Raw genomic sequence first — 13,471 nt, forward strand, 5'->3', positions numbered from 1 at the left:
CCCACCGTCACGTGGGCGCTCCGCTCACTTACCACTGGTAGCCGATACCAAGCCCCACACCAGTATCACCCTGTGTACTGGTAGAGGCCTGAAGTTTGCCAACCCAGCGACCATTATCGGAGATTCTCGATATGCCAAACGACAGTGCTGATTGCCCACGATAGTTAGCTACAGCGATCGACGTCATGCTAGCTCCAGGTGAGTACGGCTGTGGCAGACTGGCCATAGCCATCGCACCAGCAATACCCGCGCTCAAGGTGTTGTCCTGCTTTTTCAGGTCGCGCTTGAGTTCGGAAAAACGCTGATCTGTATAGGCAGTCGTATTATTGGTGATATTCGTAACACTCTTGTTGAGCTGATCGAAGTTGACGGCATCAGTGCCCTCTGTGGCAGCGGCCACATTGGTGATTTGTCGTTCACTGCCTACTGCACCAACCGAGACGCTGTTGTCACGAGTCCCGACCGAGTTGGCACCGAGTGCGACGCTGTTGTTTCCTGTAGCACTGGCATCATGACCCACGGCTACCGAATTGGTACCGGAGGCTTTGGCATTGGTGCCTATAGCGGCGCTGTTGTTGCCGGAAGCCACAGCACCAGGACCGGCTGCGATCGCATTGGTACCCGTCACCGAAGGTTTCGAAGCAGCACTGGTATTATTCACCTGAAACATGCCGTCCTTACCACTCTGCAGATTGGTTACATTGCTTTCCACTTGAGTGACACGGTTGACCACGGACGTAATGCCGCCAGATACATTTAGGATATCCCCTTCCAGATTAGTGACCCGGCCGTCAAGATTGCTGATATTGGTGGTGTTTTGCGCCACCTGATTACCCACTGCTGTCAGTTGCTCCACGTTGACCGCATCATTAAGTGCCGAGCCTGCTGCCACCCCGGTAATCTTGCGATCACCCAACGCAGTACCAACACCCACTTCCCCCACCGAGTTCTGCGCAGCACTGAGGCCATAAGCTGTATAACCGCTCTGAGCACCAACTGTGGTTACCGCGCTCGAACCCAGCGCGACGCTGCCATCGTGATTGGCTGCCGCCCCGGTACCTAAGGCTACAGATTGCGCACCAACTGCCACCGCTTGAGGGCCAATGGCCACGCTATCGATACCCGTCGCAGTGCTATCGGCCAAGGATGAGTTAGAGTGGAAATATTTGATCCCCGCTCCGTTGTTGACGATGTTATTGACAGACACACCAAGCACATCGACGGCCGTGTTAGTGGCAAATAGCTGACTGCCATTAACCGCATCAGTGCTTGTGCTCGAGACTTGCCCTGCTGCTACGTTGGTGATCTGCCGTTCACTGCCCACCGAACCTACACTGAGGACACCAATCGGCGCACCACCGGCATAGGTGTAAACCGTGCCGTTGATGGTGTTACCGAGGTTGGCAATTGCAGCTGTAGTCGTCGCGCCGCTGCCTAGAGCCACCGAGTCGGCGATGGTTGCCGTGGCACCGTTACCCAGCGCCATGGCATTGCTTGCCGATGCAGTCGCAGCAGGGCCTACGGCTACGCTGTCGGTGCCCGATGCCAGGCTGTCAGCCAGGATCGAACTGGTATGGAAATACTTGATCCCCGTCCCGTTGTTAACAATGTTGTTAACCGTAGTGCCCAGGCCATTGACGGACGTGTTGGTGGCAAACAACTGGCTTCCATTGACCGCATCGGTGCTGGCACTTGAAACCTGCCCTGCTGCCACATTGGTGATCTGCCGTTCACTGCCCACCGAACCTAAACTGAGGACACCAATCGGCGCACCACCGGCATAGGTGTAAGCCGTGCCGTTGATGGTGTCGCCGGTGCTGGCAACCGCTGCCGCAGTCGTCGCGCCGCTGCCCAGAGCCACCGAGTCGGCGATGGTTGCCGTGGCACCGTTACCCAGCGCCATGGCATTGCTTGCCGATGCAGTCGCAGCAGGGCCTACGGCTACGCTGTCGGTGCCCGATGCCAGGCTGTCAGCCAGGATCGAACTGGTATGGAAATACTTGATCCCCGCCCCGTTGTTAACAATGTTGTTAACCGTAGTGCCCAGGCCATTGACGGACGTGTTGGTGGCAAACAACTGGCTTCCATTGACCGCATCGGTGCTGGCACTTGAAACCTGCCCCGCGGCCACATTGGTGATCTGCCGTTCACTGCCCGCCGAACCTAAACTGAGGACACCAATCGGCGCACCACCGGCATAGGTGTAAGCCGTGCCGTTGATGGTGTCACCGGTGCTGGCAACCGCTGCCGCAGTCGTCGCGCCGCTGCCCAGAGCCACCGAGTCGGCGATGGTTGCCGTGGCACCGTTACCCAGCGCCATGGCATTGCTTGCCGATGCAGTCGCAGCAGGGCCTACGGCCACGCTGTCGGTGCCCGATGCCAGGCTGTCAGCCAGGATCGAACTGGAATGGAAATACTTGATCCCCGCCCCGTTGTTAACAATGTTGTTAACCGTAGTGCCCAGGCTATTGACGGACGTGTTGGTGGCAAACAACTGGCTGCCGTTGACCGCATCGGTGCTGGCACTTGAAACCTGCCCCGCGGCTACGTTAGTGATCTGCCGCTCACCGCCCGCCGAACCTACACTGACGACCCCTCCAACGACTGGTGTAGCGCCAGCATAGTTATACGTTACACCATTGATTGTGTCACCCGCCGTAGGTACCGAGGCAGACACTGTAGAGTCGTTGCCCAATACAACAGAACCATCAAGACCTGTAGGTATTGTAATGTTGTTGCCCAATGCAAAAGCGTTGTTAGATGCAACCGAGTTGTTATTACCCAGAGAGTAGGAGTTTGCACCGGTTACGGTGCTGGGGTCACCAATTGCACCGGAGTTATTGCCAGAAACATTATTCCCGAGGCCAATACTGATACTGGAGGTGCCCGTTGCGATAGCCCCTGTGCCGATAGCTATGCCGTTGGTGCTGGCACTGGCACCATCACCCGCAGCCAGCCCAAAGGCCCCGGCTGAAGTACTGCCACGCCCAATGGCAATGCCTGAGCTGAATGATGCTGTGGACTGCCCTCCTATTGCGATGGCATCGGTGCCAGCAGCCTGAGCCCCTCGTAAAGTATTACTACCGATTGCAATCGATCCAGCGCCCGAAGCGGTAGTAGAATTTGCTACGGTTAACGCAGTAACTCCATTACCACCGGCTCCACCAATTGCGACAGCATTGGTACTTATTGCCCGGGCTCCGAACCCCAATGCGGTGCTACCAATACCTGTCGCCGTGCTTGAAAGGCCAAAGCCTGATGCCCACTTGCCCGCCAACGAGTAAAAACCAAACGCAGAACCAGCCTCGCCAACTGCACTCGCATAAGTGCCAAACACCGAAACAGCATGCTGACCGCCGCCGCTGGCGTTACAGCCCAGGACAGATGAAAAAGTACCTGAGCCATCCGTAGGCCCCATTGTGGGCGGAGCAGCCACTACTTGACCTATTAACACGGCTGCCCCGCCTGTAAGACAAGATCCGGGGGGAGGGTAAGTAGTGGCACTGGCCACTTGAAAACCGCCTGCCACCATCAAAGCGAGAGCAGAAACAGTCGTCAAACATGATGTTCGCAACAGGCACTCTTTCGAACCTTTATTTTTTTTGCCCGGAGCGTGGGCCGCTAATGAGTTAAAAACTTCAGGATATAAAATCTTGTTCACTTTGATTCAACCCCTATAGCTATTTATCAATATAAGAGCAGCATAAATCCACCGCACGCGCCCGAATCGTGAACAACGAACAACTCCCTTTGCTCCACGCTTAACTTTCTGCACTCGATATTTTTCCATATCGAAAACACTTAAAAAGTCGCCAGCCTTGTCACAAACGCTTGGTACAGGACATAGATAGGCCTGCCAGAGCAGAGCCCTTAGAAAAAACATAAAGCCACCAAGTTGAATCTTATTAGTCGTTATAAAAAACTTACGCAAAGAGGTGCCACACCTATAACAGGCGCCATCCAGAACTACTTGACATGCAAAACATCGGACTAACCATAAGGGGGGTCATTAACACCTACCCACAATCCGCCCCCAGCCCCCCTGTGTTAATAGTACAAGCCTGCCACGCATCCGGCACACCACTGAAGAGAGTGCAAAGCGCAGAACACCGCCATAAACAACTACACCCGCAAGATCGCTGAAGCCTTGTACAAAACAAAAACAACTTCGAAGAGAATAGGCCGGTGCCTACATTTAACGGTAGTTAGTGATTTGTTAATTGTTATATCTTTTGACTATATACCCAACACCGAACCAGCATCAAACACATTTAATTACAGTCATACTCTAAACCAGCAACTAACTCTATCTATTTGCATGTCATCCAGCATTACAAAACACTCATCCCACAGACAACCTAAAAAGCCATCTCACAGAAAAAAAACATCACTCCCACCTACCCATCACACCTCCAGCCTTTTACACCCCTGCACTATCATTCGAACGCTCTATAGGGCACAACTGACACCCGCGAAGGCTGAACACTGCTGCCGCACAGATCTAAAATACGGCCAACATGGATAGCAGAATGATAAAACGCGCCACTACCGGCGCGCTTTTTAACCCTGTATCCCAATTAGCCAAAAACGCGAGAGACTGCAAAAACAGACACGAGGGTTACCCACAGCCAACCAATGTCTATAAATGCAGAACTTGTCGAGGAATTAAAACGCACCACCTCATTCCGGAACCGTACACCTAGTGGGTGCCGGTCAGTGCCGGGGCAGTCCATAGCGACAGTTTTAATTCTCAGAAACCACGAGAGACAGGTCCCCAATCAATGTGATACTGACGAATGTCTGTTGCGCGAAAGACGCAGGCTTCAGCACAAAGATAATCTGGGCATATACAGCTCGGGCGCACTGGTGAGTCTGCAGTGTGTGACGGACGCCTATAATCGGGCACAGTCCGGGCGCTCATGAACATGGAGAATGTGATGTTGCTGACTCGAAATCAGTTGTTGGGCCTGACCCTTCTGCTAGCAGTTGGGGGCTGTACCCCTTTTCAACCACCACCCGGGGACTACACACAGTGGTACAAAAAGGGGGTCACCCAATCAGGCGTCGACAACGCCATGCGTGCTTGCGGGTATACCAATCTTGATGGCGTGGGAGACACCTCGCCGATCGATGTTGTGCTGACGCGGTTCTACTGCATGAAGGACGCCGGGTTCAAGCGCAGGGATAAACTCGATCTGTGCAAGCAAGGCCGTATTGGCGAATCACCCGTATGCGAAGGCCGCCGGTAAACCATTACCAAAAGGAAAACAGGGAATGAACGATCTACGCAACGGACTGTACGGCACCGTACTGGTGTTGGCGGCAGCAGCAATGGGTGGTTGCGCCTCCTCGGCCGCCATCACTGGCGAGCCTGGGGTAAACATGGGCGACAGCTATCAAAAGGTGCTTGAAGTGGTCAGCCGCAACAATACCGTGACCAAACAGGTCGATGGCCAAGGCTTCCGGGCCGAGGGTTACTCAGCGATGTTCAAGGACTGTCGCACCAAGTACTTCCTGTTCCAGGACGGCGATGGTTTGCAGCGCGTGACCTATGAACCTGCGCCGCATCTGTCAGTCAGCCAGAACTGCCGCCAGCCTTAACCTGCCCCTGCGAGTCGATTGCCTGATGAGACTGTTCACTGTAATCCCCGCCGTTCTGCTAGCGCTCAGCGGCTGCGGCCAGGTGGCAAACGTGCGTTCGCTGTCCACCGGCTACATCCCGCCACAGAGCGGCGAGACTGCCCGTATTCGCCTGCTCACCGACGGCCTGGTGCGCGCCGTGCCGGGGCGTGACTGCCTCGACTGGAATGTGCCCGGCGCGGGGGTGATGGCGTCGGCGAAATCCGGCTTCCCCGACCATAACGGTGAAAACCTCGGCATTGCCGGGCCGATCTATTCGTTGGCAGGTTCGGTCTCGTCAGAGCTGGTAGTGCCGGCGAACAAGCCGATCGCGTTCCATTACCTGGGGCGCCTGCAATATGCCCGGCAGTGTGCCAGGACCATGACCTTCGTACCTCGGCCCGGGGTGGATTACCGGGTGCAGGCATCGATGTCGGCAGACTGTTCATTCCTGCTGGATGAGCTTTCAGCTGACGGCAAGCAATGGGTAGCTGTCGAGCCGAAGCCTGATGGCAAGGTGTCGATGTGTCACGCGATGGATAACTTCTAGCCCGTAATCAGCGCGACTCCATACCAAGCCACCTAAACACGGCGCCTGGCGATGCACAAAGCTGCCAGAATTTGCCAGACCCAAAAAGCCAAAAGCCCGCAATTAAGCGGGCTTCAGGGTGTTCTTGCTCACGGGTGCCGGACTATGCCGGCCTACCGATTATTCCCACTCAATCGTTGCCGGCGGCTTGCTCGACACGTCATAAGTTACGCGGGAGATGCCTTCGATTTCGTTGATGATCCGGCCGCTGACGGTTTCCAGCAGTTCGTAAGGCAGGTGAGCCCAACGCGCGGTCATGAAGTCGATGGTTTCTACGGCACGCAGGGCAACTACCCAGGCGTAACGACGGCCATCGCCTACAACACCAACCGATTTAACCGGCTGGAACACTACAAATGCCTGGCTCACTTTGTGGTACCAGTCAGCCTTGCGCAGCTCTTCGATAAAGATGTGGTCAGCACGACGCAGGATGTCGGCGTATTCCTTTTTCACTTCACCCAGGATGCGCACGCCCAGACCCGGGCCCGGGAACGGGTGACGGTAGACCATGTCGTACGGCAGGCCCAGCTCCAGACCCAGACGACGGACTTCGTCCTTGAACAGCTCACGCAGCGGTTCAACCAGCTTGAGGTTCATTTCGTCCGGCAGGCCACCCACGTTGTGGTGCGACTTGATGACGTGAGCCTTGCCGCTCTTGGCGCCAGCCGACTCGATCACGTCCGGGTAGATGGTGCCCTGGGCCAGGTACTTGATGTTTTCCAGCTTGCAGGATTCGGCATCGAACACGTCGATAAAGGTACGGCCGATGATCTTGCGCTTTTTCTCCGGGTCGCTTTCGCCAGCCAGGTTGTTCAGGAACTGGTCGGCAGCGTTGGCGCGGATCACCTTGACGCCCATGTTCTCGGCGAACATGGCCATCACTTGCTCACCTTCGTGCAGGCGCAGCAGGCCGTTGTCCACGAATACGCAGGTCAACTGGTCGCCGATGGCCTTGTGCAGCAAAGCTGCTACTACCGAGGAGTCAACGCCGCCGGACAAGCCCAGCAATACGTTGTCGGTACCGACCTGGGCACGGATGTTGGCAATCGCGTCTTCGGCGATTTTCGACGGCGTCCACAGGGCTTCGCAGCCGCAGATGTCGAGGATAAAGCGCGACAGGATGCGGCCACCCTGTTTGGTGTGGGTCACTTCCGGGTGGAACTGCACGCCGTAGTAGCCGCGCTCGTCGCTGAACATGCCGGCAATCGGGCAGCTTGGAGTGCTGGCCAGAATGTGGAAGTCGGACGGCATTTTGGTGACCTTGTCACCGTGGCTCATCCACACGTCCAGACCGAACAGGCCGTCGGCGTCGATATGGTCTTCGATGCCGTCCAGCAGGCGGCTTTTGCCGACCACGTCTACACGGGCATAACCAAACTCGCGCAGCTCGGAACCTTCAACCTTGCCGCCCAGTTGCTCGGCCATGGTCTGCATGCCGTAGCAGATACCGAAAACCGGTACGCCCAGGTCAAATACAGCTTGTGGGGCGCGCGGGCTGCCGGCTTCGTGTACCGACTCCGGGCCACCGGCCAGGATGATGCCTTTAGGGGCGAATTCGCGGATCGCTGCGTCGTCCATGTCGAACGGGTGCAGTTCGCAGTAAACGCCGATTTCGCGCACGCGGCGGGCGATCAGCTGGGTGTACTGGGAACCGAAGTCCAGGATCAGGATGCGGTGAGCGTGAATGTCGAGGGCCATGACAAAATCTCGATTAATTTCAGAAACGACACGGGGCTGAATCAAACAGCCCCGGTGACTTAATTCGTATCGCACCCGGGTGTGAACCCGGGTGCGACCACTATCAACCTACGCGATAGTTGGGTGCTTCCTTGGTGATCTGCACGTCGTGGACGTGGGATTCAGCCATGCCAGCGCCGGTGATACGCACGAACTCGGGCTTGGTACGCATTTGTTCGATGTCGGCACAGCCGGTGTAACCCATCGAGGAACGCAGACCGCCCATCAGTTGGTGAATGATCGCCGTCAGCGAGCCTTTGTACGCCACGCGACCTTCGATACCTTCCGGTACCAGCTTCTCGGCACCCGCGGAGGAGTCCTGGAAGTAACGGTCAGAGGAGCCCTGGGATTGCGACATCGCACCCAGCGAACCCATGCCGCGGTAAGCCTTGTACGAACGGCCCTGGTACAGCTCGATTTCGCCTGGTGCTTCTTCAGTACCGGCAAACATCGAACCCATCATCACGCAGGAAGCACCGGCAACGATGGCCTTGGACAGGTCACCCGAAAAACGGATGCCGCCGTCGGCGATCAGAGGTACGCCAGTGCCTTCAAGGGCAGCGGCCACATTGGCAATCGCGCTGATTTGCGGAACGCCAACACCGGCAACGATACGGGTGGTGCAGATCGAGCCCGGGCCTATACCGACTTTAACTGCGTCAGCGCCGGCTTCAGCCAGGGCCAGGGCAGCAGCGCCAGTGGCGATGTTGCCGCCAATGACCTGAACTTCAGGGAAGTTCTGCTTGACCCAGCGAACGCGGTCGATCACGCCTTTGGAGTGACCGTGGGCGGTGTCGACTACCACCACGTCAACGCCGGCAGCCACGAGGGCGGCCACGCGATCAGCGGTGTCCTTGCCGGTACCGACCGCAGCGCCTACGCGCAGACGACCTTGGTCGTCCTTGCTGGCCAACGGGTAAGCCTTGGCTTTTTCGATGTCGTTAACGGTCATCATGCCCTTGAGGGCAAAGTTGTCGTCGACGATCAGCACGCGCTCGATACGGTGCTTGTGCAACAGCTCGCGGGCTTCTTCCTTGTCGGCGCCTTCCTTGACCGTAACCAGACGCTCTTTAGGCGTCATCACGTCACGAACGGTAGCTTCCAGACGGTTTTCAAAGCGTACGTCACGGGATGTCACGATGCCGACCAGGTCGCCATTGTGCAGTACCGGAACGCCGGAGATATTGTGCTGGCGGGTCAGCTCAAGCAGCTCACGTACCGTGGCATCAGCCTCGATAGTGATCGGCTCTTTAACCACGCCGGCTTCGAAACGCTTGACCTTGCGAACTTCGTGAGCTTGCTGCTCGATGGTCATGTTCTTGTGGATGATACCGATACCGCCTTCCTGAGCCATGGCGATTGCCAGACGGGCTTCAGTTACGGTGTCCATTGCAGCGGAAACCAGCGGAATATTCAGTTCAATGCCACGGGTCAAACGAGTCTTTAAATTGACTTCGTTCGGGAGAACCTCGGAATAACCGGGGACGAGAAGGATGTCATCGAATGTGAGTGCTTCTTGGCTGATACGCAGCATCGCTGGGGCTCCCGAGCGGGAAAATGGAAGCGCGCCATTGTACTCAAAACCCCTGGATCTCTCAACGGAAACCTTTAGAGAGTTTTGCGCTAAGGGCCAATGATTAGCTGACTTTGAAGGCAGAAATTGAACCGTAGCAGCTGCGTCCGGCGGCGTAGCCGTCGTAAATCCATAGCACGCGTTTTTTCAGCTGAACCGCGTGCCCCGGACTTACGATCGCTTCGCAATCGAACGCAGCCTCGTTCCTTCGGCAGCTGCTACGGAATTTTCACCTCAGAGTTCGACTTTCACCCACGCCACCGGCTGGTCGAGCCAGTCGGCGAACTCGTCGAGAAAGCTTTGCTTGAATCCAGCCTCGGCCCAGTTGTTGAAAATAAACCCAAGGTTGGAAAACGCACACGGCTGTAAAAACAGAAAACCGTTGATGTCGTCTTCGTGGGCGCACAGCGGACAGATGAAGTTGTCGGTACGCCCCGGCATCCAGTCTTCGAGGCTTTCAAACAGTGCCTCGCCCACTTCCTTGCGGCACTCGGCGCAACCGGCTTCTTCAAGAAAACCTTTGGCCGGTGTGTAGATGCAGCGCTTGGTGATGATCTCCAGGCCATTGACCGGCTGCCCGAAAGGCAGCGCCTCGGGGTGCAGCACCACTTCACGGGCACCGGGGGCGATGGCGTAGGCCATGCCATTGCCAGTACGGCCGCAGGTGGTGAGCTCTTCTTCGATGATGTTCTTGCGCACCAGCCAGCGCACGATGGCCCGGGCACGCGGCTCATGCACCGGCAAGGTGGAGATTTTTGGAACGATGATGCTTTGCGAGTTCATGGGGTACGGCACATATGGATAAGAGCGACTACAGGGTTCAGCCACGCAGTTTAACTCAGGTAACGCGCAATCAGCGCAATGCCGCTGGCCAGCACCAGCCACGTTACCAGCCGCACAAACGCCTCGCGGGACAATTTGCGCGTCAGCCGGCGGCCAACCCACAGTCCCATTGCCATCGCCGGCAACAGGCAGGCGCCAAGCAACAACAGCTCGCCATCGGCATACACACCGGCAAGTACGAACAACGTAAGACGCACCACGGTGCTGCAACTGATCAACGCACTCTGGGTGGCGCGGGCAGCGTCTTTGGGCAAGCGGGCATTCAGATAAAGCGCATACAAAAAACCGCCACTGCCAAACAGCGCACCAAACAACCCGCCGGTGATACCCGTGGGGATGGCCCAACCGGCAGCGAGCCGTGCCGGCTTCACCTTCACCGCCAAACTGTACAAGGCGTAAGCGGTGATAAAAACCCCCATCAACAGCAACAACAGGTCGGATTTAAGGTTCAGCAAAAACACCACGCCCACCACACAGCCGATCGCCATGCACGGCAGCAAGCGCAGCAACTCGGATCGCACCACGTCCCGGCGCGACGGCAGCCAGTTACCAAAGGCCGCCACAAAATCCAGCAGCACCAGCAGCGGGATGATTTTCGATAGCGGCAGGCACAGAATCAGGATCGGCCCGGCCACCAGCGCCGTGCCGAACCCGGCTACACCAAAGACGATATAGGCCAGGGCAATGGCCAGCTCCAGCAGCACCCACTCACCACCACTAAACGGCAAATCCATTGCTCTGCTTCCTTGTTTTTAGTGCGCAGACTTCTATCAGACAGGTGCAGTGATAACAATCCGCCCTTATGATGACCCGCATGATTAAAGACCCCTTTGCAAGACTCAATCTCGACCGGGAAGTCCTGACCGTCAGCCAGCTCAATGGCCGGGCGCGGGTGCTGCTCGAAGACGTGTTCAGCAATATCTGGGTAGAAGGCGAAATCTCCAACCTCGCCCGCCCGGCCTCTGGCCACGTATATTTCACCCTCAAGGACAGCGGCGCCCAAGTGCGCTGTGCACTCTTTCGCAACAACGCTGCGCGGGTTCGTCAGGCGCTCAAGGATGGCCTGGCGGTCAAGGTGCGCGGCAAGGTCTCGCTGTTTGAAGGCCGTGGCGATTACCAGTTGATCCTCGACACCGTAGAACCTGCCGGCGACGGCGCACTGCGCCTGGCCTTCGATGCACTCAAAGAAAAGCTCGGCGCCGAAGGCCTGTTCAGCCCCGAACGCAAGGTCGCCCTGCCCGCTCACCCGCAGCGCATCGGTATTGTCAGCTCGCCCACCGGCGCGGTGATTCGCGACATCATCAGCGTGTTCCGCCGCCGTGCGCCACAAGTCGAACTGACCCTGATCCCCACCGCCGTTCAAGGCCGCGAAGCCACGGCGCAAATCGTCCGGGCCCTCAAGCTGGCCGATGCACGGGGCTTTGACGCACTGATCCTGGCCCGCGGCGGCGGCTCGCTGGAAGACCTGTGGTGTTTCAACGAAGAAGCCGTGGCTCGCGCCATCGATGCCTGCGTTACCCCTGTCGTCAGTGCCGTGGGTCACGAAACCGATGTCTCGATCGCCGACTTCGTGGCAGACGTGCGCGCGCCCACGCCTTCGGCCGCGGCCGAGCTGCTGGCACCGGACTCAAGCGACCTGCAACGGCGCATCGACAGCCTGCATCGGCGCCTGGTGATGCGCATTCGTGATCGCCTGATGCGCGACCGCTTGCGCCTCGACGGCCTGGCGCGACGCCTGCGTCACCCCGGCGAACGTCTGCGTCAGCAAGCCCAACGCCTGGATGATCTGGACATGCGCATGCGCCGGGCTTTCGAGCGCAGCCTGAATACTCGCCGCGAACGCCTGATCCGCCTCGAAACCCGTCTGGCCGCACAACATCCGGGGCGTCAGCTGGCCATGTTGCGCCAGCGTCTGGACAGCCTGGCCGAGCGCTTGCCCCGGGCCATGCGCGAAGGCCTCAAGGCGCGCCGCATGCAGCTGCAAAACCAGATGCAAACCCTGCATGTGGTCAGTCCGCTGGCGACCCTGGGCCGTGGCTACAGTATCCTGCTCGATGAAAAGGGCAATGCCGTTCGCCGGGCCGCGCAAACGCAAAACGGTCAGCGCTTGACCGCCAGGCTGGGCGAAGGCGAACTGCAAGTGCGCGTTGAGGACAATCACCTCACGCCTGTCACCCTTTCTTTACTGGATTAACCAATGCCACGTTTTTTCTCTGTCGTGCTGTTGCTGTGCCTGACTTTCAATGCTCAGGCGGCTGACAGCTATATCACCCGCCTGCTGAACAAACCGGTGCCCGGAGGGGTGGCCGTGATTGAGCTGGGCAGCGGCGCCCAGGCGCCCAAGGCCAGCTATGACGGCAAGCCGGTCATGGTGATCAAGGAACAGGACACCTGGCGGGCGATTGTCGGCATCCCGTTGACGGTCAAACCCGGTAGCCAGCAGATCACCTCCGGCGGGCGCAACCTGAGCTTTGCGGTGGGCAGCAAAAAATACCCCGAGCAACACATCACCTTGAAAAACAAGCGTCAGGTCAATCCCGACCCGGCCGATATCAAGCGCATCGACAACGAGCTGGCGATCCAGATCAAGGCCTACCGCACCTTCAGCCCCAACACGCCGAGCAACCTGTTGCTGGACAAACCGGTCAATGGTCCGCTGTCGAGCAAGTTCGGCGTGCGCCGCTTCTTCAATGGCGAAGAGCGCAACCCTCACGCCGGGCTCGACTTCGCCGTACCTGCTGGTACACCGATCAAGACCCCGGCAGCGGGCAAGGTAATCCTGATCGGCAATTACTTCTTCAATGGCAATACGGTGTTTGTGGATCACGGCCAGGGCTTTATCAGCATGTTCTGCCATATGTCGAAGATCGACACCAAGGTCGGCCAGCAACTGGCCCGTGGCGATGTGGTGGGCAAGGTTGGCGCGACAGGTCGGGCCACGGGCCCGCATATGCACTGGAACGTCAGCCTCAATGATGCGCGGGTTGATCCGGCGATTTTCATTGGTGCCTTCACTCCCTGAGAAGCGCTCAAAAAGGGAAAATGCCTCGCGGCACGCGAGGCAAGCCCTCCCTTTAAATCACGCAATATCGAGCAAGACATTTATCAAT

Annotated in this window: 10 protein-coding genes; 5 read left to right on the forward strand and 5 right to left on the reverse strand. The window is 57.7% G+C overall.

The features are described 5' to 3' along the window. Positions 1-28: 28 nt before the first annotated feature. Positions 29-3,661: a YadA-like family protein gene (locus tag ACP7BE_RS10300; RefSeq protein WP_150629232.1), complete on the reverse strand. Its 3,633-nt coding sequence runs from the start codon at positions 3,659-3,661 to the stop codon at positions 29-31. A gap of 1,276 nt (positions 3,662-4,937) precedes the next feature. On the opposite strand from ACP7BE_RS10300, the gene ACP7BE_RS10305 reads away from it, so the two are divergent. The 3 genes from ACP7BE_RS10305 to ACP7BE_RS10315 are packed head-to-tail and all read left to right on the forward strand — an operon-like array spanning position 4,938 to position 6,169. Beyond that, positions 4,938-5,249 carry a hypothetical protein gene (locus ACP7BE_RS10305; protein ID WP_370824287.1) on the forward strand — a complete coding sequence of 104 codons (312 nt, stop codon included), beginning with the start codon at positions 4,938-4,940 and terminating at the stop codon, positions 5,247-5,249. Between the two features lie 25 nt (positions 5,250-5,274). Next, positions 5,275-5,601, forward strand: a complete 327-nt coding sequence (locus tag ACP7BE_RS10310) for a hypothetical protein (protein WP_150629231.1) — start codon at positions 5,275-5,277, stop codon at positions 5,599-5,601. 25 nt (positions 5,602-5,626) lie between these two features. After that, positions 5,627-6,169: a hypothetical protein gene (locus ACP7BE_RS10315; protein ID WP_426105747.1), complete on the forward strand. Its 543-nt coding sequence runs from the start codon at positions 5,627-5,629 to the stop codon at positions 6,167-6,169. Between the two features lie 159 nt (positions 6,170-6,328). On the opposite strand, the gene guaA is transcribed toward ACP7BE_RS10315, so the two are convergent. From guaA to ACP7BE_RS10335, 4 genes are all read right to left on the reverse strand, one after another. Continuing rightward, positions 6,329-7,906 carry a glutamine-hydrolyzing GMP synthase gene (guaA, locus tag ACP7BE_RS10320; RefSeq protein ID WP_095001455.1) on the reverse strand — a complete coding sequence of 526 codons (1,578 nt, stop codon included), beginning with the start codon at positions 7,904-7,906 and terminating at the stop codon, positions 6,329-6,331. A 103-nt stretch (positions 7,907-8,009) separates the two neighbouring features. Next, positions 8,010-9,479, reverse strand: coding sequence for an IMP dehydrogenase (gene guaB, locus ACP7BE_RS10325; RefSeq protein WP_016779630.1), 1,470 nt, complete (start codon positions 9,477-9,479; stop codon positions 8,010-8,012). Positions 9,480-9,752: 273 nt separating this feature from the next. After that, a complete protein-coding gene (locus ACP7BE_RS10330) occupies positions 9,753-10,301 on the reverse strand; it encodes a sugar ABC transporter ATPase (protein ID WP_095001456.1) in 549 nt (182 codons plus the stop codon). Positions 10,302-10,351: 50 nt separating this feature from the next. Beyond that, complete coding sequence (locus tag ACP7BE_RS10335) at positions 10,352-11,095, reverse strand: sulfite exporter TauE/SafE family protein (protein WP_133144813.1); 744 nt, start codon at positions 11,093-11,095, stop codon at positions 10,352-10,354. 80 nt (positions 11,096-11,175) lie between these two features. Between ACP7BE_RS10335 and xseA the strand changes: the two genes are divergently transcribed. Continuing rightward, on the forward strand, positions 11,176-12,555 hold the full coding sequence (gene xseA, locus ACP7BE_RS10340) for an exodeoxyribonuclease VII large subunit (protein WP_095001630.1): 1,380 nt from the start codon (positions 11,176-11,178) through the stop codon (positions 12,553-12,555). Between the two features lie 3 nt (positions 12,556-12,558). Continuing rightward, positions 12,559-13,383: a peptidoglycan DD-metalloendopeptidase family protein gene (locus ACP7BE_RS10345; protein ID WP_150629229.1), complete on the forward strand. Its 825-nt coding sequence runs from the start codon at positions 12,559-12,561 to the stop codon at positions 13,381-13,383. Positions 13,384-13,471: the final 88 nt, after the last annotated feature.

This window comes from Pseudomonas sp. TWR1-1-3 (assembly GCF_049896805.1).
GTDB lineage: Bacteria > Pseudomonadota > Gammaproteobacteria > Pseudomonadales > Pseudomonadaceae > Aquipseudomonas > Aquipseudomonas bubulae.

Excerpts from the sequence above, each read along its gene's own strand:
- guaA (WP_095001455.1), bottom strand. The coding sequence starts at position 7,906 with ATGGCCCTCGACATTCACGCTCACCGCATCCTGATCCTGGACTTCGGT.
- ACP7BE_RS10310 (WP_150629231.1), top strand. The coding sequence starts at position 5,275 with ATGAACGATCTACGCAACGGACTGTACGGCACCGTACTGGTGTTGGCG.
- ACP7BE_RS10305 (WP_370824287.1), top strand. The coding sequence starts at position 4,938 with ATGTTGCTGACTCGAAATCAGTTGTTGGGCCTGACCCTTCTGCTAGCA.
- ACP7BE_RS10345 (WP_150629229.1), top strand. The coding sequence starts at position 12,559 with ATGCCACGTTTTTTCTCTGTCGTGCTGTTGCTGTGCCTGACTTTCAAT.
- ACP7BE_RS10330 (WP_095001456.1), bottom strand. The coding sequence starts at position 10,301 with ATGAACTCGCAAAGCATCATCGTTCCAAAAATCTCCACCTTGCCGGTG.
- guaB (WP_016779630.1), bottom strand. The coding sequence starts at position 9,479 with ATGCTGCGTATCAGCCAAGAAGCACTCACATTCGATGACATCCTTCTC.
- ACP7BE_RS10315 (WP_426105747.1), top strand. The coding sequence starts at position 5,627 with ATGAGACTGTTCACTGTAATCCCCGCCGTTCTGCTAGCGCTCAGCGGC.
- ACP7BE_RS10335 (WP_133144813.1), bottom strand. The coding sequence starts at position 11,095 with ATGGATTTGCCGTTTAGTGGTGGTGAGTGGGTGCTGCTGGAGCTGGCC.
- xseA (WP_095001630.1), top strand. The coding sequence starts at position 11,176 with ATGATTAAAGACCCCTTTGCAAGACTCAATCTCGACCGGGAAGTCCTG.